Origin of the sequence: Mucilaginibacter antarcticus, assembly GCF_042686155.1 — a bacterium.
In the GTDB taxonomy this organism is placed as follows: domain Bacteria; phylum Bacteroidota; class Bacteroidia; order Sphingobacteriales; family Sphingobacteriaceae; genus Mucilaginibacter; species Mucilaginibacter antarcticus.
In genome coordinates this window covers 63,348-87,862 of sequence record NZ_JBHUON010000004.1, presented here as the reverse complement: position 1 = coordinate 87,862, position 24,515 = coordinate 63,348, and the positions used below count along the sequence as shown (strand labels likewise).

Genomic DNA, 24,515 nt, shown 5'->3' with positions numbered 1-24,515 from the left:
CTTAGCCTATACGGCCGTTTTATAAAATATTCTGGTTGCCGACTTTTGTTCGCCCGAGATCATTTTAGAATGCGCGCAACAGATAGTATGAGCGGAGGTGTTTACATCTTGAGTAAATCCGATTTTTGGATAAGCGCAAAACAGGCAAAAAGCTTGTGTTTCGCAAAAACGATTCCACAAGTTCTCTAAGTGCACGGTGGCAGCCGCTTCTTTTTTGGCCCATAAAAGCGCTACCATTTCTCCAAAAGCACGTACCGGACGGTTTCTGTCCTTTGCCCGCTTGATGATGCCTGACACGCACGTGTTAAAGAGTTGCGCCTCTGGCCAGCCATTTACCATAAATTGTGCTAAAGTTTGTTCAGCATCCAACAAAATCAGCTGGTCGTCGGCGGCTAGCTCGGCGACACAAAACCCATCTTTATTTAACAAATCCGTTAAGGCGTTCAAGTGGGGCGTGGTCGCAATAAGAACTACACATTCCCCAGCTGTAAGGCCGCTGCTTACGAAGCCTCCCAAAACGTTTAAAAAAGATTCATCGTTTTCATAGATCTGTACCACATGCTCAGTCGGAGCTATCTCACCCCAAAAAACATGGGGATCAGCCATTTGCCATTGGGCATTCGCGGGACTTTCCATTCTTATTTGTATTCTTATCAAACCGCTACCGGATCGGTAACAAGAACAAAACGGTTCACTAGGCGATTTGTTTGATTTAATTGTTGATTACAAAGATTTTCTGTTTGTGCGTCTAAGGTACGTCTTTAGGCCAACAATAGCCACGCTAAACTCAACGTTAATACACCAAAATTTACAGTCTTTTCCTTAGAATTTACTAATGCAGGAGTACTGTTTGCCCTATATTTTAATGGGACGGTACCTATATTCAATAGGAATTTGTAGGTTTGAGTAACTATCTATTACTATGTTGAAACCTAAAAAGATTAAGCATCAACCGATACCCTATGTTATTGTAATCGGTGCGTCTGCCGGTGGTTTAGAAGTTATATCTCAACTTGTTAGCCAGTTACAAAGCGATTTTCCTGCACCCATATTAATCGTTCAACATATATCATCGGATGCGACGGGTGACGTTTTGTTGGATGGCATTAATAGAAGCGGTAAATTACAGTGCAGTCATGCAACCAGCGGAGACGCACTTGTTAATGGACACATTTACCTTGCACCATCTGATCATCATTTACTTATTGATAAAGAACTAACGATACTTGTAACTAAAGGGGCTACCGAAAATCGTTCACGCCCGGCAATTGATCCCTTATTCCGTTCGGCTGCCGTGGCTTTTGGCAACAAGGTGATTGGTATTTTGTTAACCGGATATCTGGACGATGGGACAGCAGGACTTATGGCGATTCAGCGTTGTGGCGGCATTTGCATAATCCAAGACCCATCCGATGCTCCCTACCCCGATATGCCAAAAAATGCACTTAATCAACTAAAACCGGATCATTGCCTGCCCGTAGCAGAAATGGGTGGTTTACTATATCAGTTGGTTAGCAAAAAGGCGGCTAAGCGAAAACCGGTGCCAAAAGATATTTTGATTGAATCGGCTATTGCAGAGCGGGTACTAAGCGATTTGCCATCAGTAAACGCACTGGGGGATCAAGTGCCTTTTAATTGTCCAAACTGTGGCGGTGTGTTATGGAAAGTGGCCATAGGTGCTGCAAAACGTTATCGATGCCATACCGGGCATTCGTATACTGCGGCAGCCTTATTAGCAGAACAAACAAAAAAACTGGAAGAAACTATGTGGGTTGCCCTCCGCATGTTTGAGGAAAGAAAGAACTTGTTGACAACTATGGCAGTGGATAGCAAGGGAGCGATAGCCAAGTCTGCCAGCGAAAGAGCGGAAGCCTCACAAGTGCATATTGAACGGATTCGTGCCATTTTATTAGCCGATGACAAAGGTACAAAAAGCGACTTGCCAAATTAACCTTGCTAATATACGCATGAGCTAGAAGCAAGAAAGATGCCCGGTAAGTTAGCTTGCAGCTATCAGTAACATACTGAAAAGTTGGATCATCATTATCAATGGTTAATAAGCTTGTATTGCTCATTTAGTGCATCATACAAAGCCCACTCTCCGCAGCTATTTGGCCGCTGAAACTGATATTATGCGAACAGTTGTTTTTTGGTAAGAAACTTTCGTTAAGGGAAAATTAGTGGTAAGTAGGAGCACGGTGGATTATACCAGAATAACCATGTAAAACCTTGTATGATAAATGCGTTTAATTAGTGATATTTGCGCCATAAAAATTAATATATTAAATGAGTTTATTAGTTATTGGTACGGTAGCGTTTGACGCGATTGAAACACCCTTTGGTAAAACAGATAAAATTGTTGGTGGCGCTGCTACTTACGCGGGTTTGGCTGCATCATATTTTTATGATAAAATAAAAATTGTTGCTGTTGTTGGCGATGATTTTCCTGAAGGCGAGATAGCTGACTTTAATAAGCACGGCATTGATACCGAAGGCCTGCAAATTAAAAAAGGGGAAAAGTCGTTTTTTTGGAGCGGAAAATACCATAACGATATGAACAGCCGCGATACATTAATTACCGACCTTAATGTGTTGGCTGATTTTGACCCTATAATCCCCGAAAATTACCAGGATTGCGAATATTTAATGTTGGGTAACCTTACCCCGCAAGTACAACAAACGGTTATTGGCCGCCTTAAAAATCGCCCTAAACTAATTGTAATGGACACCATGAACTTTTGGATGGACATTGCTATGGACGATTTGCTGACTACCATTAAAATGGTTGACGTATTGACCATTAATGATGCCGAAGCACGCCAACTATCGGGCGAGTATTCGTTGGTTAAAGCAGCACGTAAAATATTAACCATGGGCCCTAAGTACCTAATCATAAAAAAAGGCGAGCACGGCGCGTTGCTATTCCATGAGGATAAAGTATTCTCGGCACCTGCATTGCCACTGGCGGAAGTGTTTGACCCAACCGGTGCTGGTGATACCTTCGCAGGTGGTTTTATTGGTTATATGGCTAAAGTAGGTACGGTTAACTTCAATAATATGAAAAACGCAATCATTTTTGGATCCGCACTGGCATCGTTCTGCGTAGAAAAATTCGGAACCGAAAAGATCAAAAATCTTACCGAAACAGAAGTCGCCGCAAGGGTACAAGAATTTGTACAGCTCTCATCTTTTCAGATAGGCTAACCGAGCCCAGAAATATAATTACAAAAAAAGGCGGGACATTAATCTCGCCTTTTTTGCTTAGGCCAATTTCCCTATGGCGTCAAAATTTTTAAACACCCATTCGTCATGCGGTGCGTCACCTAGTTCGTTAGTTAAATCCTGGCCGGCCCAGTGTTCGTAGTGCTTTCCATTGCGCCATAGGCGGCTTCGGGTAACATCATAAATTAGGCCCTTGTAGGCAATCCATACCTCGGGCTTGTCTTGCCCGTTACGTAGGGCTAATTGCGATTTGGTGTAGATAGGCAGTTCGCTCATTCTAAAATTGTGTTTTTAATAGAGCTTTTGCATACAAAGCCGCTTTGGTGGTGTTTGACACCCGCACGCGATGGTTTAATATTTCACTCACAGGCAGCCGACGAATCTTATTAAACAACTCGAGGTAATAGCTATACGCAGTGTAAACGCCTAGCCTCACGCCGCGTGGTAACAGTTTAATACCCTCAAGTCCCCTCTCAAAATCCCGCCTGATATCAGCCTCAATTGTTTGTTTGTTTTGTAGCGTAAAATTATTAAAATCTACCTCGGGGAAATAAGTGCGTCCGCGATCTTCAAAGTCAGATCTAACATCTCTCAGAAAATTGATCTTTTGAAACGCCGAGCCCAAACTCAGTGCCATAGGGGTAAGCCGCTGATAGGTGGGTTTATCACCCTCACAAAACACTTGCAAACACATTAGCCCAATAACACCTGCCGAGCCATGAATATAGGTTTGGTAATCTGCATCCGTATATTTTTTATGGGTCAAATCCATTTCCATCGATCGCAGAAATTCTTCTATTAATTGATGATCAATATCGTATTTGTTTACCACCAGCTGAAAAGAGTGCAGTACAGGGTTAAGGCTTATTTTTTGATGAATTGCCTTAAATGTGTCCTGCTCAAAATCTTTAATAAGTTGTGCCTTGTTATGGTTGTGGAAGGTATCAACGATCTCGTCCGCGTAGCGCACAAAGCCATAAATGGCATAAACAGGATACCTGAATTGCTTATTAAATTTCTTAATACCTTTGCTGAATGAGGTGCTGTATTTTGTGGTAATTACCTTACTGCATTCAAAACAGGCTTCATCATACAAATCCATTTTCTACACAAAAGCGCTTAGGCTTCAAAAGTACGTATTTACGGTCGCCCGCAAAACATTTTGCTTACTTTAGACAGCTCAAATATGGCTGGTCAAAAACATATCATCGTTATTGGTTCGGGCTTCGCCGGCCTGTCGGCTGCTTGTGTTTTGGCCCAAGAGGGGTACAAGGTTACCATCTTGGAGAAAAATAGCCAACCTGGTGGCCGCGCGCGGGTTTGGCAGCAAAATGGTTTTACTTTTGATATGGGCCCTAGCTGGTACTGGATGCCTGATGTTTTTGAGAATTTTTTTGCCTTGTTTGATAAAAAGCCGGCTGACTACTACACGCTTAAACGGATTGACCCGGGGTACCGTGTTTATTTTGCTGCAGATGATATAGTTGACGTGCCCGCTGATCGTAATGATCTTGACCAACTTTTTGAATCCATAGAACCTGGTAGCGCCACACAACTAGCCAAATTTTTAAAGCAAGCAAAACATAAGTACATGGTAGGCATGGGCGAGTATGCATTTCGGCCTTCGCATTCCATCACAGAGTTTATCGACTTTAACCTCATCAAAAAAAGCTTCAGCTTGCAGTTGCTTAGCAGTATGCGTAAGCATGTTTACAGCAATTTTAAAAACCCCAAACTAAGGCAACTTTTAGAGTTTCCCGTGTTGTTTTTAGGCGCTGCACCCCAGGATACCCCGGCCATGTACAGCCTGATGAACTATGCTGATCTTGCGTTGGGCACCTGGTACCCGATGGGCGGTATGAGCGAAATTGTTAAAGCTATGATAAGCCTGGCCAAAAGCTTGGGTGTTGAAATTCAATTAGATACCGAAGTTGTTAAAATTGAAGTCGCCGATAAAAAGGTGAGTTATGTTAAAACTGATAGGGGCGATTTTACCGCTGATATGGTTATCGCCGGTGCAGATTATCATCACGTAGATCAGCATTTACTGGACAAGCCGCACCGTAACTACAATAAAAAATATTGGGATAGCAGGGTAATGTCACCCTCGAGCCTGCTGTTTTACATCGGTTTGAACAAAAAGGTGGAGGGCATACAGCATCACAATTTGTTTTTTGATGCGGACTTTGAGCAGCATGCCCGGCAGATTTATAAATCGCCGCAATGGCCCGATGAGCCCCTGTTTTATGTTTGCGCACCATCAAAAACGGACAGCAGCGCAGCACCCGAGGGTTGCGAAAATCTGTTCTTTTTAATGCCTGTTGCTCCGGGCCTGGATGATGATGATACCATTCGCGAAAAGTATTTTGAACTATTGCTGTCGCGATTTGAAAGCATTACCGGCCAAAGCATCCGCAATAATATCGTCGTTAAAAGAAGCTATGAGCTTAATGATTTCAAAACCGATTATCATTCTTTCAAGGGAAATGCGTATGGTTTAGCCAATACGCTTGGCCAAACCGCCTTTTTTAAACCTGCCATGCGCAACAAGCACGTTAGTAATCTACTTTATACCGGTCAGTTAACTGTACCGGGTCCTGGTGTGCCGCCTGCTATTATATCCGGGCAAATAGTAGCTAAAGAGGCTATAGCTTATTTTAAGGGTGCCTAATAATCAACGCGAAACTTTTAATAGGTGCTCACTAGCTGCTGTTTGCTTATTCATGCGAATTATTCCATACATAATTTGCTTATGTATGACAGGAGTTCTATATTGCTCCCTCCAAACAAACTTTAAACCTTACAAAATGAAAAAAACATTACTGATTGTCCTTTTAGCGGGCTTAGGCCTTAATGCTTCGGCACAAACCAGCCACGCCAACACCTTAAAGTTATTTAAGCTTATGGGCACTGAAAAAAATGCCAATGCTATGGCTGATAATATGAAAGCAATGTTTAGTCAGACCATGGCAAAGGCTGATCCAAAAAGGGCGCAGGAGATGTCTGCAATCATGGCAAGCGAGATCAAAACTTTAGCACCAAAACTAATAGCTGACATGGTGCCCATTTATGAAAAACATTTCACAGCCCGGGAACTTCAAAAATACATTGACTTTTATAGTACTCCCGAAGGACAGAAAATGGTAAACTTAGGGCCGGTTCTCCAAAAAGAAATGATGAGCAGTATGATGACGAAATACATTCCTGAAATGCAAAAGAGAATGGCCGCCAAAATGCTGGAAACAAAGAAGAAATAATTGCCTTAAAACAAAGAAGCCGCTCAATTGAGCGGCTTCTTTGTTTCCTATAAACCTGATGTCGAAAAGACGACACCAGAAATCTACTATGTATCGATCCTGGCGTATTTAGCGTTTTTCTCAATAAATGCGCGGCGTGGTGCAACCTCGTCGCCCATTAACATAGAGAAAGTATGGTCGCACTCTGCAGCGTTTTCAATGCTGGCTTTTTTAAGTGTACGGCGGGCAGGGTCCATGGTAGTTTCCCATAGTTGCTCCGCGTTCATCTCGCCCAAACCTTTGTAACGTTGTACGTGTACGCTGTCTTCTTTACCGGCACCCTTTAGGCGCTGTATAGCAGCCAGGCGCTGGTCTTCGGTCCAGCAGTATTCAAACTCCTTACCTTTTTTAACCTGGTATAACGGTGGCGATGCTATGTACACATAACCAGCCTCAATAAGCTCCTTCATATAACGGAAGAAGAAAGTTAATATCAGCGTAGTAATGTGCGAGCCATCCACGTCAGCATCCGTCATGATCACAATTTTGTGGTAACGTAGCTTAGTTATGTTTAAGGCTTTATCATCCTCTGGCGTACCGCGGCTTACGCCAAGACCGGTAAACATGTTTTTTATCTCTTCGTTCTCGTAGATTTTATGCTCCATGGCTTTTTCTACGTTAAGGATCTTACCTCGTAACGGAAGGATAGCCTGGTACTCGCGGTTACGGCCCTGCTTTGCAGTACCACCCGCCGAGTCACCTTCGACAAGATAGATTTCGCACAATGCCGGATCGCTGTTGGCGCAATCAGACAGTTTACCGGGTAAACCAGATCCGCCCATAACACTTTTGCGCTGAACCATTTCGCGTGCTTTACGCGCAGCAGCACGGGCCGTAGCAGCCAATACTACCTTGCTCACTATCATGCGGGCCTCTTTAGGGTGCTCCTCTAGGTAGTTGCCCAAAATTTCACCCACTGCCTGATCTACCGCGCCCATTACTTCGTTGTTACCCAACTTACCTTTGGTTTGGCCCTCAAACTGTGGCTCCTGTACTTTTACAGATATTACAGCAGTCAAACCTTCGCGAAAGTCATCACCTGTAATTTCAACTTTGAGGTTTTTTAATAAACCCTCTTTATCAGCGTAGCTTTTTAAAGTACGGGTTAAACCACGACGGAAACCTGCAACGTGTGTACCACCTTCGTGCGTGTTGATATTGTTTACATAAGAGTGTACGTTTTCTGTATAGGTGTCATTGTACTGCAAAGCAAGTTCAACGGGTATACCTTGTTTAATACCATCAACGTAAATAGGCTCGGGGATAATAGAGGTACGGGTGCCATCTAAAAATTTAACAAACTCGCTTAATCCGCCGGTAGAATAAAATTCTTCTGTTAAAAAAGAACCATCGTCGTTGGGCTCGCGCTCGTCTGTTAATGTCAACCTGATACCTTTATTTAAATAAGCAAGCTCGCGTAAACGTGCAGCCAGTGTATCAAATTTATACTCGGTAGTCAAGGTAAATATCGTCGAGTCAGGCTGGAAAGTTTGGGTAGTACCTGTGCGGTCTGACACGCCAATTTCTTTAACCTCAAACAGCGGCTTACCCTCAGAATACTCCTGGGTAAAGATCTTGCCTTCGCGCTCAACAACGGTTTTCATGTGGATTGATAACGCGTTAACGCAACTTACACCCACACCGTGCAAACCACCGGATACTTTGTAAGTGTCTTTATCAAACTTACCACCGGCGTGTAAAACGGTCATTACAATTTGTAAGGCCGATACCTGTTCTTTTTTGGTGATCCCTGTTGGGATACCACGGCCATTATCAACTACGGTTATAGCGTTACCCGGATGAATAGTAACATTTATAGTATCGCAATAACCGGCTAAAGCCTCGTCAATAGAGTTATCTACAACCTCATAAACAAGGTGGTGCAAGCCTTTAACGCCTGTGTCGCCAATGTACATGGAAGGGCGCTTGCGCACTGCCTCTAAACCCTCTAAAACCTGTATATTATCTGCCGAATAATTCGATTTGTCAATATTTTCTTCGCTCATATTTTGGTTAAAAAAATAACTCACAAAAATACGCAAATTAACCCATATAAGCACTAGTGTTGATAAAATGGAGCAGTGTTGAAAGAGTTGCGTAAACGCACGATATGAAGCGGCAAAAGCAACAACAAAGTCAGGTTTTGAAATGATTAGGATACTTGTTATGAAAGTTTATATTTGTGAAATTTTTTTAATTAAATGCTGATGATTGTTTCGCAAGGGAGGTCGTCAACAATCACTCAAACTACAAACAGAATTTAAATGAAAATCACTGGTTCTATTTTTGCCAAAGTTACTTTAGGCCTGGCCGTTACAGCCGCGGTTGCTGCCTGCAATAACAACAAACCTGCCGCAACTACTCCTGCTGTTTCAACTACTGTTGCTGCACCTAATAAAGGTACAACGGTATATATAAACTCCGATTCGCTACTTGCTAAATACGATTATGCTAAAGATATGCAGGATCGTTTAAACGCAAAAAGCAGAACCGCTCAGGGATCTGTACAATCAAAAGAAAACGCTTTGAGACGCGAGATTGCCGATTATCAAAAAGTTGCCGCTACTTTGGCTGCTGATAAACGCCAGGAAACTGAACAGCGTTTAGCACGCGAACAACAAGAGTTTGGTCAATATCAGCAATCAGAATCTGCCGAGTTGCAAAAATACCAGGCAGAAGAGACTGAAAGGTTATTTAATAAACTTGCCGATTTTGCTAAATCGCACGCTAAAGAAAAAGGTTACAAATTAATTTTGACTTACTCAAAAACAGCTCCGGGTGTATTGTTTGTTGACCCAAGCCTTGATATCACTAGTGATGCTGTTAAACTTTTGAATGACGCTTACGCTAAAGACAAAAAATAATATGTGTATATGCAGCCGTGCGTATGTGCAAAATGGATGTCTAAATAAAATAATAAAAACCCCGGCCATAAGCTGGGGTTTCTTTTTGTAATAAGCAGGATCAAAATCTTTGCTCTTGCATTTAACACTTGATTCTTAAAAATGACTGACCATGAAAAGTTTATTCAGATGGCCATTGATCTGTCCGAGCATAACGTAAGGGAGGCGCAGGGGGGGGCATTTGGCGCTGTAATAGTTAAGGACGGAATGGTGGTGGCACGTAGTGCCAATAGGGTTGTGCCTACTAACGACCCTACCGCGCATGCCGAGGTGTCTGCCATTAGGCTGGCCTGCAGCGAGCTGGGTACTTTTAGTTTAGCGGGCTGTGTGATATACACCAGCTGCGAGCCATGCCCTATGTGCCTTGGTGCTATCTACTGGGCACGAATTGATAAAATTTACTATGCTAACACCAAGACTGATGCTGCCGCTATAGGGTTTGACGATAAGTTTATTTACGATGAACTTGAGCTACCTATGGATAAGCGTAACCTGCCGGTGGTACAACTAATGCGTGACGAAGCGCTGGGCGTATTTAAGTTATGGAGCGATACGGAAGGTAAAACGGCGTATTAGTACCAATAATAAGTGTAGGGTGTCACCCTGAAGCTCTCGAAGTGTCGGCCTACGTGCGTGGGGGCCTCCGCCTGGCGCTGTTTTCTTTTTAGTTCTCTTCTGCTTTATTCTCCATCAAATCATCCTTCAAATCATCAATCTCGCGCCGGTCGCGTTTAGTAGGGCGGCCAGTGCCCCTGTCTCGTTTTAGCATTGGGGCATGAAACATTGATTTAAAAGCAGGTGTTTGCTCAACAGGGGTAATATCTGCGTAAAATCCGACCGCAGTTTTAGCGTCCGTGCGGCTTTCAAGCAGCCCCGTTACTTTAACTATTTTACGGTCTGGCCCTTTTGATACCTGGTAAACCTCGCCCAGTTTAACTTCGTGCGATGGTTTAATATTGCTTCCATTTAGCTTTACGCGTCCGGCTTTACAAGCGTCGGACGCTAGCGTCCGGGTTTTAAACAAGCGGATAGACCACAGGTATTTATCAATACGAAGTTTTTCTTTTTCGGCCATAACTAGTAGCAAATTTAAGAAATTATATCTTTAGTGTCCATCATTTGACAAAACCTTCCCTGCCTTTTAGGCCGACTTTAGCCCGAATTTTGTCAAGCCAACATCAAAGTGTTTAAAACCGCTGTATGTTAGTAATTTCTTTGTCAGTTTGTCATGGTGGTACTTGTGGCAAGCTATTTGAATACTCATATTTGTTGAACTATAAATAAAAAAATCATGGCTTTAGAAATAACAGACGCAAACTTTGAAGAGCTTGTGCTTAAATCAGATAAACCCGTATTGGTTGACTTTTGGGCAGAATGGTGTGGCCCTTGTAGAATGGTTGGCCCTGTGGTTGAGGAAATAGCAAAAGAATATGCCGATACAGCAGTAGTGGGTAAAGTTAACGTTGACAATAACCCCGGCATTTCGGTTAAATACGGCATTCGTAATATCCCTGCCTTATTATACTTTAAAAACGGCGAAATTGTTGACAAACAGATTGGTGCTGTGCCAAAATCAGTTTTAGCTGGTAAATTAGACAAGCAACTGGCTTAATAGGCAGATACAATAGATAGTCTTAAAGCGTTACAATTTTGTAGCGCTTTTTTTATGGGCTTTTAATTACATTCGTTTTATTATGGGCCAATTAAATGATGATCAGCAAATACGCTATTTGGCAAACCTTGAGTTGCTGGCACGCCAGGTAGTTGAAGGTTTTATAACCGGCTTGCACCAAAGCCCGTTCCATGGCTTTTCTGTAGAGTTTGCAGAACATCGTTTATACAATAATGGTGAGTCGGTTAAAAATATCGACTGGAAACTAATGGCCCGTACCGAAAAGTTGTTTGTTAAACAGTTTGAAGAAGAAACCAACCTGCGTTGCTATCTATTGTTGGATTGTTCATCATCGATGAATTTTCCGGACAAAGGCACTGATAAGCTGCAGTTTTCTATCTACGCCATTGCGTCGCTGATGTACTTATTTAAAAAACAGCGCGACGCTTTTGGCCTTGGCTTATTTTCCGACAAGCTGGATTGGATGAGCCCGGTAAAGTCAACCTCGGCCCATTTGTTTTACCTGTATGCCGAGCTGGAGAAGCTTTACAGCGAACCTAAAAAGAACACCAGCACCAGCATTACCAATGTATTGCACCAGGTAGCACAGCAGGTGCATCAACGATCGTTGGTTATTATTTTTAGTGATATGCTGGAGAATAATCTCGACTCTGAAAAAATGAATGCATTGTTTGCCGCAATTCAGCACTTGAAATTTAAAAAGCATGAGGTGGTAATCTTCAATGTAAACGACAAGCAAAAAGAGCTAGACTTCGCTTTTGATAACCGGCCGCATCATTTTATTGACATTGAAAGCGGCGACGAAGTTAAAGTGCATCCCGGAAAGATCCGTGAAGCTTACCAAACCCAGTTGAAACGCTACAAACGAGAACTTGAGTTAAAATGTGCCCAATATCATATCGACATAGTAGATGCGCCCATACAGGATGGCTTTTACAACTTATTAAAATCGTATTTGATTAAACGCAATAGTATGATATGATAGTAAGTGGATAAGTGAATTTTGAATGAGCGAATGCCGACTGATATGTATAAAAAAGCTCACTCATTCACCCATTCGCGCTTCAATCATTATTTATAAAAACCCAAATCAATTTGTTTAAAGCTGTGTTAATTATAAAACGCACTATACATATATATGAAGTTAGCCGTAGAACGTAAACCAGTAAGAGTAAATCCAGATTCGAAACGTGTAATAGCAAGGTTCTTTTTTAACGGAAACGACAGGGCAAAAGAGGTTTTAGAACGTGTAATGGCCATAAGCGAAGAAGAAGCATTCAGCATCATATCGCCGCTTTTGCAAGAATATTCTAAACGCCACCGTAACATAACGCGTGTTTTAAACCGCCATTGCAGCAAATTAAAACCATTTTTTAGCGAACTAAATATCGATTTTGATACACTTACCGTTTATCGTAAGTTGTTAATAGGGTCATATTTCACCCACGAATATTCAATTGAGTCGGCTGCATTTTTCAATCCATCAATTGTTGAAGATCCGGATCAAAGCGACTTAACTGTGGGCGAACGCCGCGTAATTATGAGTTTCAGAGCCGTGGGCGAGGGGCATATTTCTTCTATCACCTTCCGCCGTGCGTTGATTGATAAAAACAACAATATCACTGTATTACCTGCTGGTAACTATATTGATGAGGCCGAAATTGTACGTAACGCGGTGTACAACAAAAAGCTATTTTTTGATAAAGCAGCTATTACGCAGATAAATATCGGCGTTTTGAAGGAGCTGGAAGATAAGCTCGACCATCATTTTGAGTATTCAAACCTCCGTCGTATCATAATCGACTCGCAAAAGTTGCAAGAGAGTGATATGATGAAGCTGGAGTATGATAAAGTTTTATGGCTGGCCGATTCCTATTATGAAATTGTGTTCTCTTTGGATACCGATATATCAGACCGTGTAATTTTCCCGATATCAGAGTACGAACGTAAGGGTATTGAAGATGCCCGCTTTGTTGAGTTTAAGAATGAAGACGGGAGCCGCGTTTATTATTCAACATATACAGCTTATGATGGCGCATTGATTATGCCCAAACTATTGCAAACAACTGATTTTTATAATTTTAAGATAATGCCTTTGTATGGTGCCGGCGCTCAGAACAAAAATCTGGCCCTGTTTCCGCGAAAAATCAATGGTAAGTTTGTCATGATATCCCGCATTGATGGTTGTAACAACTACATCATGTATTCTGACAAGATCAATATTTGGGAGAAACCTATACTACTGCAAAAACCTAAATTTAACTGGGAATTTGTACAGATAGGCAACTGCGGATCGCCAATTGAGACCGAGCATGGCTGGATAGTAATAACCCATGGTGTAGGCCCAATGCGCCGCTATGTTTTGGGTGCAAGTTTACTAAAACTTGAAGACCCTGAAGTAGAGATTGGACGTTTAAGGGAGCCTATACTGATACCAAACAGCGACGAGCGCGAAGGCTACGTTCCAAATGTAATTTACTCTTGCGGATCTATCATCAACAATGGTAAACTGATCATTCCTTACGGCTTATCGGATTATTCGACATCGTTTGCCGAAATTGACCTGGCCGAACTGATAGACAAGTTTAAAGAAGACGCGCTGATAACAGCCGCCGCCGAAAAGAAATAACCTACTTATTTGCTACATAACTCAAGGGTTATGTAGCAAATAATATACGCCAATTGCCCCGAAAAAGCCTAATGGGCTTCCCTCAAATATTAAAAATCCATATTTAATATCTCTAAACGGATATTTAGAAATATTAAAAATTTTGGCATATCCATTGCGATAGATTTTACGGTTGTAATTGTTTACTAACCTGTATGTTACAATATGTGTATGAGGCTAAACTTATCAAACCTATGGATCATTTCAGAGAAATAAAAAATCAACTTATCTGGCATAACGAGGGTAAGTTTGAGGTAGAGTTAATTAATGGCATAATTACGAAACTGAACTTTTGCGAACCCGGACAGGGCCCCGATGATGTAGGCAAATGCCTTACCTCTACCAACTATAAATATCTGCAGGCAGTGCATGCCAGTTTAGGAGAACTGTTTGGTTTTATAGAAGAGGAGAATAAACGCTTAGGATATAAATACGCGGAGCATGTCCCTGTGCAAACTTACCAGCACGCCGACACGGAAAATGATAACGCACAAGAGATTAAACTAAGGCCATTAATGAACTATGACCCCCATGTGGAAAATGAAGTAGGGAATAACTTAGGCAACAATATTGAGTTGACCGCCTAATGGTTACACTTACGAGGTAATAAAACCTTCGTAAGTGTTATCCTTAAAGGAGGGCATTTAGCCCAATATCTTCTGATATAACTTAAAATAATCTGCCGCCATTTTATCACACGAAAATTGGGTGTTGGCCCACTCGCGGCAATCCTGGCGGTTTAGGCTTTTCAGGCTTTCCACTGCACTTACCGCCTCATCTACATTTGTAACCAAAAAGCCGGTTTCACCATCCTTTATTAATTCAGGCATTGATCCGCGGTTAAATGCTATTACCGGCGTGCCGCATAGCATTGCTTCGGCTACGCTTAAGCCAAAAGGCTCATCAAAACTAATAGGATGTAGCAGCGCCAAGGCATTGCCTAATAACGTGTTTCGTTTGTCGGGTCCCGCACTGCCTATGTATTGTATCTGGTCGTTTAGTTGAGGCTCAACTTTTTCTTTAAAATACCCTTCATCCTGCACAATTCCCGCAATCAATAACTTTTTCTTAGTTTTCTTCGCTATCTCAATTGCTTCTACGGTGCCTTTATGCGGGTGAATACGTCCGAAGTAAAGTAAGTAATCTTCGGGGTTGTTATTAAATATAAAATCTTTTGTATCCAACCCATTATAAACAGTTGCCAGATATTCTAGTTCCGGACTGCGGTCACTATTGCTGATGGACACATAATGCCCTCTTGAATTATACTTTTTATACACCGGGACAATTCGCTCTGATGAAAAACCGTGGATGGTAGTTATCAGCGGCGTTTTAATTAAACCAGAGTAGGTGAGGGGCAAAAAGTCAAAATTGTTATGGATGATATCGAACTCGCCGGCCTTTTCCATCAGGTTACTGATATGCAGGCACTCTAAAACCTTGGCATCCTGTCCACGTTCTTCCTCATATCCTTTTTCACAGACTGATTCAAGCTTGCCTGCGGTTATCGAATCGCCGGTAGCAAAAAGGGTAACATCAACACCAAGTTTTATGAGGCCTTCGGCAATGTTTGACGACACCTGTTCCCAGGGCCCGTAATGCCTGGGCGGTGTGCGCCAGGCAACGGGAGATAATACTGCTACCTTCATATTATTTAGCACTAACTAATCTCTGGGGATAACGGTTATACTCGTACTCTAACTCGAATGCTTGCAATACCGTTAAGTGCGATATGAGGTACGCCAGCGTACTTTCGGCACCTTGGTTACGGTTAATACCGGTTGGTAACAAACCGTCGCAGCAGCCTTTGGTTTCGTGGTCATATAAAGGGGCACGCAGTGAGTTTTCGCCCAGGAACCATTTGTAGCATAAGAACATTTTTTCAATATGCTCCGGTTTACGCAATAGTTGGTAAGCCTGGAAATGCATTAACACCATAGCCATAGTCTCAATAGCCTGCTGATCGTACATTGGCATTGTGCCCCCACGGTGGTGCCAGCCTTCGTTGCCAACTGGAATCAGGTAACCGTTAGCCAATGTAAGTTCGTCAAGGAACGCCATTGTCGTAAGCGCAATTTCCTTCACATGTTCATCGCCGGTTATCTGGCTTGAGTGTAGCAGTGCTAAGGGTAAAATGGCGTTATCATAGGTCATTTCGGCTTCAAACCACTCCCAATCGTCAGCACGGGTTTTCTCGTAAGCATCAACCAACGGTTTTGTTAGTTTCACCATTTCGGCTACCATGCCCTCATCTGTAGGGTGAACCTGCAAATATAAAGCTATGCCGATAACACTATTGGCCATGCCCCGTAAATATCTTAAAGCGCCGAAATGCGGGATAGAGCGTTGGAATAATTCTGTAGCAAACTCTTTGTACGAGTCGCTGGATGCATAGGCTATTAGATAACCCAAACTCCAGATGGTACGGCCAAATGAATCTTCTGAACCGATGTCGTCTAAATACTGTCGGCTGAAACTTAAAAAATTACGGAAGTTACCATCGTCGGTTTGTACGTAATGGATATAGCTTAAATAAATAGGCAATAACCTAAAAGCCTCTTTGCTATCGCTGCGATTATGGGCCATAATAGCCATGATCAGTGCGCGTGCGTTATCATCTAAACAATAACCCTCTTTTAGGTTAGGGATACCGTACTTAGCATGCTGCACGATACCTGTATCGTCGGTTAAACGCAACACGTGCGCCAAGCTAAACTTAGGCATAATTTCGGGGTCGACGATGCTGTTCTTAAGTATCTTATCGCGAAAATCATGTTCATATGACGCTTCCTGGGCCACTTTTATATACTCGGCACCAACTACCGGCCAACGCAGGTGCAGGCCGTACTGATAGGCATTTTCTTTTAATTCTGATATTACACGCTCCTGGTCTAAAAGCTCATTCACAATGTCTGCCAGCGCATCAGAGTTTTTAAAATCAAACAAGCGACCACGATTATGATCAAGTAGCTCTGTTGCATGCCAATATGGAGTTGACACTACGGCAGCACCCGCACCCACGGCATATGATAATGTTCCGCTGGTAATTTGAGCTTCGTTGAGGTATGGGGTAACATATACCTCGCAGGCAGTAAGGTATTGTATCAGCTCTTCTTCGGCCACAAATTTGTTTACAAAGGCAAGATTTTGCGATACCCCTAATTGGGTAGCAAGGGTCTTCAAATGATCCCTGTATTCCTCGCCCGAGTTTTTAATTACCCCGGGATGCGTATTGCCTAATATGACATACATCACATCCGGATGATTCTTTACAATTTTTGGCAGGGCGCGCACTACCGTTTCTAACCCTTTGTTGCGGCTTATTAAACCGAATGTTAATAGTACACGGCGGTTTTTAAACGGTGTTAAGTTTTTAATCGGGTTATCTTCCGGTGCTTCCAAATCAGGCACACCATGCTCAATAATTTGTATTTTATCTTTAGGGATATCGTAAATAGTCGTTAAAAACTCAACTGCACGGTGGCTCATTACAATTATTTTTGACGATTGCTCGGCAATTTCTCTGATAATGATCCGCTGTACGTAACTTGGATTTTTTAATATGGTATGTAAAATAGATATCAGCGGTTTCTCTAATCTATTTAGTAAAGGCAATATGTAAATACCGCTTTCGCCTCCATAAATACCAAACTCATGCTCCATAATAACCGCGTCGGCAGTGCTGGTGTTAATGTAGTTTGCCGCACGGATATAGTCTTTTTGATGGTTTTGCCTGATGATATATTTTACTTCGGCAGGATACTCGTATTCGTGGAAGTCATCAGAGTCCGTCAACGCTACTACAAAATCACCTTTGATCTGGCCTCCCTTTTCAGGATAGTTAGCGCCAATAGCCTTAACAAGATTTTGATTAAACGTAGCAATGCCGCATTCGCGTGGCGGATAAGTCGAGATGTAAGCTATTTTCATGTTTCTTCGTAGTGTATTACTGTGTTCCATATGTAAATGGAGGTTTGGGTAGTGTATACTATACTAACTAAAAAGTATACTTATTGTTCAAAACAGCGTTGTTTTTACGTATAAATTACACGTTTTTAGTATTTACACCACATTTGCACAAATCATACCAAGTTTTAAAAAGTCAAAAACTCGGGAAAGCGAATCAAGCAGATATAAGCTAAAACCTAGTCGTTATGGCAGGATGACAAAAACCAAGTGAAAAAAATCAATTACAATAAAAGCCTATCGCCTCAACAATCACACCGCAAGCAAGCCTGATCTCATCAGAAGAGATAATAAGCGGCGGCGCTAACCGCATGGAGTTGTCGCAATGTAAAAACCAGTCTGTTATTACGCCATTGACAATGCAGCGGTCGATTATCTTTTTATTAAGCTCGAAGTTTTCCAACTCTAGAGCCAACATCAGGCCTTTGCCACGGATCTGTTTTATTGCCGGGTGAACGAGTAGGCTGCGCATTATTGCTTCTTTTTCAGCTACACCTTCTACCAGGTTTTCGTCTAATAAAACTTCTAAAGCGGCCAGTCCTGCTGCGCAACATACGGGGTGGCCCCCAAAGGTGGTAATGTGCCCAAGAATGGGATTTTCTTTAAAAGCGTCCATAATATTGTTTGAGGATACAAAGGCGCCAATTGGCATGCCGCCACCAAGTGCTTTGGCCAGTAACAAAATGTCGGGCACAATGCCGTAATGTTCAAAAGCAAATAGTTTACCGGTGCGGCCAAAAGCGGCTTGTATTTCATCTAGTATCAACAAGGTACCGGTTTCATCGCAGCGTTTACGCAGGGCCTGCATGTAAGCGAAATCAGGTACGCGGATCCCTGCCTCACCTTGGATGGTTTCCATAATGACGCAGGCGGTTTGATCTGTTATGCTATCAAGATGGCTGGTGTTATTAAATTCAATAAAGTTTATACCGGGTAGCAACGGGCGGTATGCTTGTTTAAAATCCTCGTTACCCATAACACTTAAAGCCCCGTGGGTACTGCCATGATAAGAGTTTTGGCAAGCCAATATCTGACTGCGGCCGGTAAAACGTTTGACTAATTTTAATGCGCCCTCAACCGCTTCGGCACCCGAGTTTACAAAGTAAACCGATTGCAGATTGTCGGGCAATACAGATACCAGTTTCTCTGCGAAACGCACCTGAGGTGTTTGCACGTACTCGCCATACACCATAAGGTGCATGTATTTATCAACCTGGTTTTTTATGGCTGCTATAACCCGCAGGTTACTGTGGCCCAGGTTGCTAACACCAATGCCCGAAATTAGGTCAATGTATGCTTTACCCTCAACATCATACAGGTTTATCCCTTGCGCACGCTCAAACTCAAGCAGCAGGGGGAAATTAGTGGTTTGGGCGTTGTTGGCTAAAAATAACTGGCGAAGCGTTAACATATCACCAAAAATACAAAAGGCTCACCACTTTATGCGGTAAGCCTTTTTATTGTATGTTTAAAATATTATTATTCTTGTTTTTCGCTGTGCAGCTTCCGCAATAGTTCATCGTTAAAGGCGCGTTCGCTTTTTAGCAGCTGGCTCACTTTTTCTGATGGCAGAATTTTTAAAAACTCCTCATTATAATGCTTGCGGATGTTTACCAGCTGGGCATCATAATCCATATCTTTTTTAACCTGTTCGGCACCGTTAGCTTGCGCGTCAGAATTATTCAATCGTTTTAATCGTCTAATTTCAAAAAGTTCCGACTGGTATTTGCGGTATACGGGCCAAAAATGTGTGTCCTGCTCTTTAGTAAGTCCTAACTCCTCTTTTAAAAAAGCTTCTTTTACAACTTGTATTTTGCTTAACCCTAAATTTTGTTGCCGCGTTACTTTTGTTGCCGCCGGCGCAGCAAAGTTTTTTTGCTGTAGCTTACGCTGTTGGTTCGAGCGCAAATTTTGCGCATAACCGCCGTAGCTGATAGCAGATAGCAGAATTATACCGAAAACGTATTTGTACAACTTAGTCATTGCCATTTCTTATTCCTGGGTATAATCGTCTAGAACAGCTTCTAACTCCTCTGCGCTAATGTGCAAATTTTCTGATGTAATTGCATTTTGTGTATCGCCGCCATCAACGTTCTCTTTCAGATAAGTTTGTATATCGTTCACTGGTATATCCGCCAATTGGCGATGCAAGAAAGATTGCTCATGTGTAGATTGTGGTGTTTGTTTTTGGAAAAATAAACCCGCGCCTACCGTTAAAATAACACAAGCCGCACTGGCATATTTAAATCCCCGGGTTGATAGCATCCTGATAACCGCCCCTTTGCGTTTTACAGCATCCTGGGTAACCGTTTTATTAAGGATCTCTTTATTTAAACGATCAAAATATGCAGGCGGAACGGTAAAGGTATTAGCCGACTTTTCTACCGCTTGATCCACTGCCAAACGGCTTTGTATCTTGCTGCTTAGGCTATCAAAATAATTTGCCGGTACAGTAAAGCCGGTCTCTTTAGTGTTAAGCAACTCATCAACCGCAATACGACTTTGTATGTTGTGGCTTAACTCTTCAAAGTAGTTTGCCGGTACGGTTAAGCCGCTGTTTTCACTACTAGTAAAACTCTCTATCGCCAGGCGACTGTGTATTTTACTGCTCAGATCGTCAAAATAATTTAGCGGAACGGTTAAACCTATGTTTTCTGCATTCAGCGCATTTTCAACCGCTATGCGGCCGTTAATAGTGCTACTCAGATTCTCAAAATAGTTTTGAGGCACGGTAAGCCCAGTGTTTCCCGTATTTAAAACTGCCTCAACAGCAATTCTTCCCGTGATGTTACTACTTAGTGCTTCAAAATAGTTAGTAGGTACCGTGAAACCGGTATTTTCAATATCCACAACTTGAGCTATTGCTATACGGGTTTTGATATTTTCGGTTAAATTTTCGAAGTAATTTTGGGGCAAAGTTAAGCTGTCCGGAGAAATAGTGCTTTTCATTTCGTCCAGTTTAACTGATGATCTTATGCGCTCATCCAACTCCTCAAAGTAGCCATTAGGCACAGTAAACGGATTTGTTGTGCTTATCCGTTTTAGCTGTGAGTAATCATTTAGCCACTCTTTATTTTCTATATCCCTTGCCATGATTACCTAATAGATGAAATTTAGATGAAAAGGTTTAATCACTATTTTGAAAATTAATCTTGCGCCAGTAATATTGCTTCAATTTTTTTAGTTGCCAGGTGAAAAGATGCTTTTAACGCACCCACGCTGGTACCCAACACTTCAGACATTTCCTCATATTTCATGTCGTCATAATACTTCATGTTAAATACAAGGCGTTGCTTTTCGGGCAAGGTGAGTATAGCGTTCTGCAATTTTGCCTGTGCAGCGTCTCCGTTAAAGTAGCTCGAATCTGCCAGCGTATCAGCCAGGTTATAAGCTTCGTCCTCAATAGATATATTGTTACGCTGTTTCTTTTTGTTGAGGAAAGTGATACACTCGTTACTGGCAATACGATACATCCATGTGTATAATTGTGAGTCACTGCGGAAACCGGCTAGGTTTTTCCAAACCTTAATAAATACATCCTGTGCCAGATCATCAGCGTCGTCGTGGTCAATAACCATACGACGTATGTGCCAGTAAATTTTTTGCTGATATTTAGCAAGAAGCAGGTTAAAAGCCTCGTTCCGGGTTTTTTCGTCCCTAAACTTGCTTAGTATCTCTGCATCTTCAACCTGTGTGGCCATGTTTTTATTTTTTTAGTATAATAGTTATTAAAGGCATTTGTTTTGAACAACTATTTCCGCTAAAGTAATTATTATTTTATTGGATGACAATATCTGAGCAAGGCAGTTGACTAGATCATTTCCCGCTCCTACGATTACCCAAGCAAATCCAGCACCTGCTGGCTTGCAGCCTTGGTGTCAACCTTGTCTATTACTTCCTTGATCACGCCCTCACCATCAATAATAAAAGTGGTACGCATGGTGCCCATATATTTTTTACCGTACATGTTTTTTTCGCCCCAAACGCCGTAGGCTTCAACAATGCTTTGGTCAGTATCGGCAATAAGCGGAAACGGCAGGTTGTATTTGGCCTCGAATTTTTTGTGTGATTTTTCGTCATCGGTACTAACGCCAACTACTTCAAACCCTTTACCAGCTAACGATTGATAATTATCCCTGAAATCGCAAGCTTCGGCAGTGCAACCCGGGGTATCATCTTTAGGGTAAAAATAAAGTATTACGGTTTTACCTTTAAAGTCTGTAAGTGATAGTCTGTTTCCATTTTGATCGTTAGCGGTAAATGCCGGGGCTATATCGCCGGCCTTAAGTGTTGTTGCCATTATCTTGTAAATTCTGCTGTAAATGTTGAAACGTTGTTTTTACCATCGCCAACTGATAGTTCAAATGTGTGTTTACCATCGCTAACGCCATCATCAAAGGTATAACTTAACAGCTTGCTTTTGTAATCCCACTCCATTAAAACCCACTTGCCGTCAATACGGCCATTGTAGTTTTTTATTCCAGTTAGATTATCACTCATGCGGAAAAAGATCTTTTTAGTTTTACCCAAATTGCTACCCTTACGGATGTTAACGGGGGTAATCACCGGCGGCACTGTGTCAACCCGGATATAATATTCGCCAAACACACGGGCGCGGGCTTTAACGTAGCCGTTATCATAATAACTACTGTCGCATAAACCGGCACCGGTTATTACTGCTTTGTTGCCCAATGGGCCCAGGTTAACATCCGGCTTTATCCAAATATCAAACTTGTCGTGTATAGGTGTAAGTCGGTTATGAATGCGGTGTGTTTCTGAGTATGCCCCCGGTTTTTTAGGCAATAGCGCATACCTGAAATCAACGTCGTCGTACAAATTGCCGGGCATTATGGCAATCTTTACCTTCTCCATATTAAACTCATTCCGGTTATCGTAATGCATGATGGTTTCTGGCCCTTTAATAATGGCCGCAGGTGGGGGTGGGGGCGATTTTGATTGTACCCTAGCGCTTAATGTCGATGTATTACCGGCTACATCCTTAACCACATATTCTACCGTATGCATGGCGTCGTCGATAAAATTGATAATACCCCTATCAATAGCTTGCGGGTAAAGCGGTAACTTATTACCCGGCGGGATAAAACATTTTTGTATAAAGCGGCCTGTAGTTGCAAAGGTAGGATAGTCTATATAGCCATTAATCGCCTTAGTTTGGTCAAAACCAAAACGCTCTAATGCGAAGGTGTAAACCGTTACCCCATCTAACTTTAGCTCAAGCGAATAGATACCATACCTGTTTGCCGATGCGCTGTTTTGATCAATAACAGACAGGCCGAAACCCACAGCGCCGGTTAGCGTCAACACTTTTGCTTGGGTAAGATGATAATTACCTTCCGCCCCGCTCACTGGTAAAAACTGGTGAACCGTATTTTCGCTAAAAGGTTTGCCGTCTAATTCATAAACGGCCATGGTGCTTATGGCAGGTGCTATCTGATCGGGGATAGTAAGCCCGAAAAGTTGCGGGTTAATGGTTTGTTCCGTTTTTGTGTCGCGAATTTCGAAGTGTACATGCGGGCCGGCTACAGCGCCCGATTGACCAGAAATAGCGATCACATCGCCCTTGCCCACTTTGATTTGGTTAGGAGGCAGGTTAAAATCTACGTCGAATTTCTGTGTTTTGTATTGGTAATCTTTTAGGGCTTTGGCCAGCTGCGGGGCAAAGCTTTGGTTGTGCATATAAACCGTGGTGTATCCGTTAGGATGATCTACATACACGATATTGCCGCCACCCCCAAATTGCACCCGTAAGCGCGAGATATAGCCATCGGCAGCAGCGTATACAGGGTAACCGCTACGCTGATTGGTCCTGAAATCTAAACCCGAGTGAAAGTGGTTGGGTCTTATCTCGCCAAAACCACCGGCCGTGCTCGGTGGCAAATCTAACGGATACCTAAAATAGCCTTTTGGGTATGGTTTGCTTTGTATAAGCGCCTGTGCGTGTAAACTATATTGGTGACAGATTATAAGTAGGAGGGTAGCAAATAATTTATTCATCAAGGTATAATACAGTTTTTAGGGCGATGGGTTTTAAAAACCTCTCCTAAATCATCGTTAAGGAAGAGCACTTTAATACATCTTTCCTAAAGCTCGCCTTCCAAAATGAGCGCGCTGGGAAGAGTTACTTCACCAAAAAGTCGATCAGCTTTTGCTCTTCTAAATAACCCTCTAACCTGTCGCCTACATTTACTTTGGCTACTCCTGCAGGGGTGCCGGTAAATATTAAATCGCCTTTTTTGAGGGTGAAGTACCTGGATACAAAAGCAATGATATACTCAAACGAAAACAGCAGATTTTGCGTATTGCCGGTTTGGCGGGTTTGCCCGTTTACATCAAGATGAAAGTTGATATTATAAATATCAGCAAACTGGGTTTTACCTACAAAGTTGCTTACAGGTGCTGAGTTATCAAAGGCTTTGGCCAGTTCCCAGGGTAAGCCCTTTTCTTTGTGTTTTGATTGAATATCGCGGGCGGTAAAGTCAACACCCAAGGCAATTTCTTCGTAATAATTAGCCGCAAATTTCTCACCAATATGCTTGCCTTCTTTGCTGATTTTAAGCACAACTTCCAGTTCGTGGTGTACATCTTCAGAAAAATCAGGGTGGTAAAAAGGCTTGTTGTCTTTTAGCAGGGCAGTATCGGGCTTCAAAAAAATAACAGGTACAGTTGGCACCGGGTTATTTAGTTCTTTAGCATGCTCTGCATAATTGCGGCCGATAGCGATGATTTTCATATAGGTAATGAGTCAAATTTACTTGGGGCTAAATTAAATAATGTTTTAGTAATTGAATTGTTAACGATAACATTCA

The 24,515-nt window shown here is 42.3% G+C and carries 24 protein-coding genes; 10 read left to right on the top strand and 14 right to left on the bottom strand.

Annotation, left to right across the window (positions count from 1 at the left end; genetic code table 11):
• Positions 1–6: 6 nt before the first annotated feature.
• Complete coding sequence (locus ACFSYC_RS05230; protein WP_377124259.1) at positions 7–636, bottom strand: MEDS domain-containing protein; 630 nt, start codon at positions 634–636, stop codon at positions 7–9.
• A 286-nt stretch (positions 637–922) separates the two neighbouring features.
• Here ACFSYC_RS05230 and ACFSYC_RS05225 point away from each other — a divergent pair, with 286 nt between their 5' ends.
• Positions 923–1,951, top strand: a complete 1,029-nt coding sequence (locus ACFSYC_RS05225; RefSeq protein WP_377124257.1) for a chemotaxis protein CheB — start codon at positions 923–925, stop codon at positions 1,949–1,951.
• 335 nt (positions 1,952–2,286) lie between these two features.
• Positions 2,287–3,204, top strand: a complete 918-nt coding sequence (locus ACFSYC_RS05220) for a PfkB family carbohydrate kinase (protein WP_377124255.1) — start codon at positions 2,287–2,289, stop codon at positions 3,202–3,204.
• Between the two features lie 57 nt (positions 3,205–3,261).
• Here the strand turns inward: ACFSYC_RS05220 and ACFSYC_RS05215 are convergent, their stop codons facing one another.
• Positions 3,262–3,498, bottom strand: coding sequence for a cytochrome b5 domain-containing protein (locus tag ACFSYC_RS05215; RefSeq protein ID WP_377124253.1), 237 nt, complete (start codon positions 3,496–3,498; stop codon positions 3,262–3,264).
• 1 nt (position 3,499) lies between these two features.
• A complete protein-coding gene (locus tag ACFSYC_RS05210) occupies positions 3,500–4,324 on the bottom strand; it encodes a phytoene/squalene synthase family protein (protein WP_377124251.1) in 825 nt (274 codons plus the stop codon).
• 84 nt (positions 4,325–4,408) lie between these two features.
• On the opposite strand from ACFSYC_RS05210, the gene ACFSYC_RS05205 reads away from it, so the two are divergent.
• Positions 4,409–5,893, top strand: coding sequence for a phytoene desaturase family protein (locus ACFSYC_RS05205; RefSeq protein ID WP_377124249.1), 1,485 nt, complete (start codon positions 4,409–4,411; stop codon positions 5,891–5,893).
• A gap of 136 nt (positions 5,894–6,029) precedes the next feature.
• Positions 6,030–6,479 carry a DUF2059 domain-containing protein gene (locus ACFSYC_RS05200; RefSeq protein ID WP_377124247.1) on the top strand — a complete coding sequence of 150 codons (450 nt, stop codon included), beginning with the start codon at positions 6,030–6,032 and terminating at the stop codon, positions 6,477–6,479.
• Between the two features lie 86 nt (positions 6,480–6,565).
• On the opposite strand, the gene gyrB is transcribed toward ACFSYC_RS05200, so the two are convergent.
• Positions 6,566–8,524 carry a DNA topoisomerase (ATP-hydrolyzing) subunit B gene (gene gyrB, locus ACFSYC_RS05195; protein WP_377124245.1) on the bottom strand — a complete coding sequence of 653 codons (1,959 nt, stop codon included), beginning with the start codon at positions 8,522–8,524 and terminating at the stop codon, positions 6,566–6,568.
• A 258-nt stretch (positions 8,525–8,782) separates the two neighbouring features.
• On the opposite strand from gyrB, the gene ACFSYC_RS05190 reads away from it, so the two are divergent.
• Both ACFSYC_RS05190 and ACFSYC_RS05185 read left to right on the top strand, forming a co-directional pair.
• Positions 8,783–9,382, top strand: coding sequence for an OmpH family outer membrane protein (locus tag ACFSYC_RS05190; RefSeq protein ID WP_377124243.1), 600 nt, complete (start codon positions 8,783–8,785; stop codon positions 9,380–9,382).
• 141 nt (positions 9,383–9,523) lie between these two features.
• Complete coding sequence (locus ACFSYC_RS05185; RefSeq protein ID WP_377124241.1) at positions 9,524–9,997, top strand: nucleoside deaminase; 474 nt, start codon at positions 9,524–9,526, stop codon at positions 9,995–9,997.
• Positions 9,998–10,085: 88 nt separating this feature from the next.
• Here the strand turns inward: ACFSYC_RS05185 and ACFSYC_RS05180 are convergent, their stop codons facing one another.
• Positions 10,086–10,496, bottom strand: coding sequence for an RNA-binding S4 domain-containing protein (locus ACFSYC_RS05180; protein WP_377124239.1), 411 nt, complete (start codon positions 10,494–10,496; stop codon positions 10,086–10,088).
• A 216-nt stretch (positions 10,497–10,712) separates the two neighbouring features.
• On the opposite strand from ACFSYC_RS05180, the gene trxA reads away from it, so the two are divergent.
• The 4 genes from trxA (at position 10,713) to ACFSYC_RS05160 (ending at position 14,309) form a co-directional block, all read left to right on the top strand.
• Positions 10,713–11,033: a thioredoxin gene (gene trxA, locus ACFSYC_RS05175; protein ID WP_377124237.1), complete on the top strand. Its 321-nt coding sequence runs from the start codon at positions 10,713–10,715 to the stop codon at positions 11,031–11,033.
• Positions 11,034–11,115: 82 nt separating this feature from the next.
• Complete coding sequence (locus ACFSYC_RS05170) at positions 11,116–12,036, top strand: DUF58 domain-containing protein (protein ID WP_377124235.1); 921 nt, start codon at positions 11,116–11,118, stop codon at positions 12,034–12,036.
• 156 nt (positions 12,037–12,192) lie between these two features.
• A complete protein-coding gene (locus ACFSYC_RS05165) occupies positions 12,193–13,683 on the top strand; it encodes a glycoside hydrolase family 130 protein (protein ID WP_377124233.1) in 1,491 nt (496 codons plus the stop codon).
• 194 nt (positions 13,684–13,877) lie between these two features.
• A complete protein-coding gene (locus ACFSYC_RS05160) occupies positions 13,878–14,309 on the top strand; it encodes a hypothetical protein (RefSeq protein WP_377124231.1) in 432 nt (143 codons plus the stop codon).
• 57 nt (positions 14,310–14,366) lie between these two features.
• On the opposite strand, the gene ACFSYC_RS05155 is transcribed toward ACFSYC_RS05160, so the two are convergent.
• The 9 genes from ACFSYC_RS05155 to ACFSYC_RS05115 form a co-directional block, all read right to left on the bottom strand.
• On the bottom strand, positions 14,367–15,371 hold the full coding sequence (locus tag ACFSYC_RS05155; protein WP_377124229.1) for a glycosyltransferase family 4 protein: 1,005 nt from the start codon (positions 15,369–15,371) through the stop codon (positions 14,367–14,369).
• Position 15,372: 1 nt separating this feature from the next.
• Entirely contained in the window at positions 15,373–17,652 is a 2,280-nt protein-coding gene (locus ACFSYC_RS05150; protein ID WP_377124227.1) for a glycosyltransferase family 4 protein, read from the bottom strand.
• A gap of 256 nt (positions 17,653–17,908) precedes the next feature.
• A complete protein-coding gene (locus ACFSYC_RS05145; protein ID WP_377124225.1) occupies positions 17,909–19,099 on the bottom strand; it encodes an aspartate aminotransferase family protein in 1,191 nt (396 codons plus the stop codon).
• Positions 19,100–19,167: 68 nt separating this feature from the next.
• Positions 19,168–19,671, bottom strand: coding sequence for a hypothetical protein (locus tag ACFSYC_RS05140; RefSeq protein WP_377124223.1), 504 nt, complete (start codon positions 19,669–19,671; stop codon positions 19,168–19,170).
• Positions 19,672–19,680: 9 nt separating this feature from the next.
• A complete protein-coding gene (locus tag ACFSYC_RS05135) occupies positions 19,681–20,781 on the bottom strand; it encodes a hypothetical protein (RefSeq protein WP_377124221.1) in 1,101 nt (366 codons plus the stop codon).
• 53 nt (positions 20,782–20,834) lie between these two features.
• On the bottom strand, positions 20,835–21,389 hold the full coding sequence (locus ACFSYC_RS05130) for an RNA polymerase sigma factor (protein WP_377124219.1): 555 nt from the start codon (positions 21,387–21,389) through the stop codon (positions 20,835–20,837).
• A 134-nt stretch (positions 21,390–21,523) separates the two neighbouring features.
• A complete protein-coding gene (gene bcp / locus ACFSYC_RS05125; RefSeq protein WP_377124217.1) occupies positions 21,524–21,988 on the bottom strand; it encodes a thioredoxin-dependent thiol peroxidase in 465 nt (154 codons plus the stop codon).
• Complete coding sequence (locus ACFSYC_RS05120) at positions 21,988–23,703, bottom strand: M23 family metallopeptidase (protein WP_377124215.1); 1,716 nt, start codon at positions 23,701–23,703, stop codon at positions 21,988–21,990. The genes bcp and ACFSYC_RS05120 overlap by 1 nt, the downstream gene beginning before the upstream one ends.
• A 124-nt stretch (positions 23,704–23,827) precedes the next feature.
• On the bottom strand, positions 23,828–24,439 hold the full coding sequence (locus tag ACFSYC_RS05115) for a fumarylacetoacetate hydrolase family protein (protein ID WP_377124213.1): 612 nt from the start codon (positions 24,437–24,439) through the stop codon (positions 23,828–23,830).
• Positions 24,440–24,515: the final 76 nt, after the last annotated feature.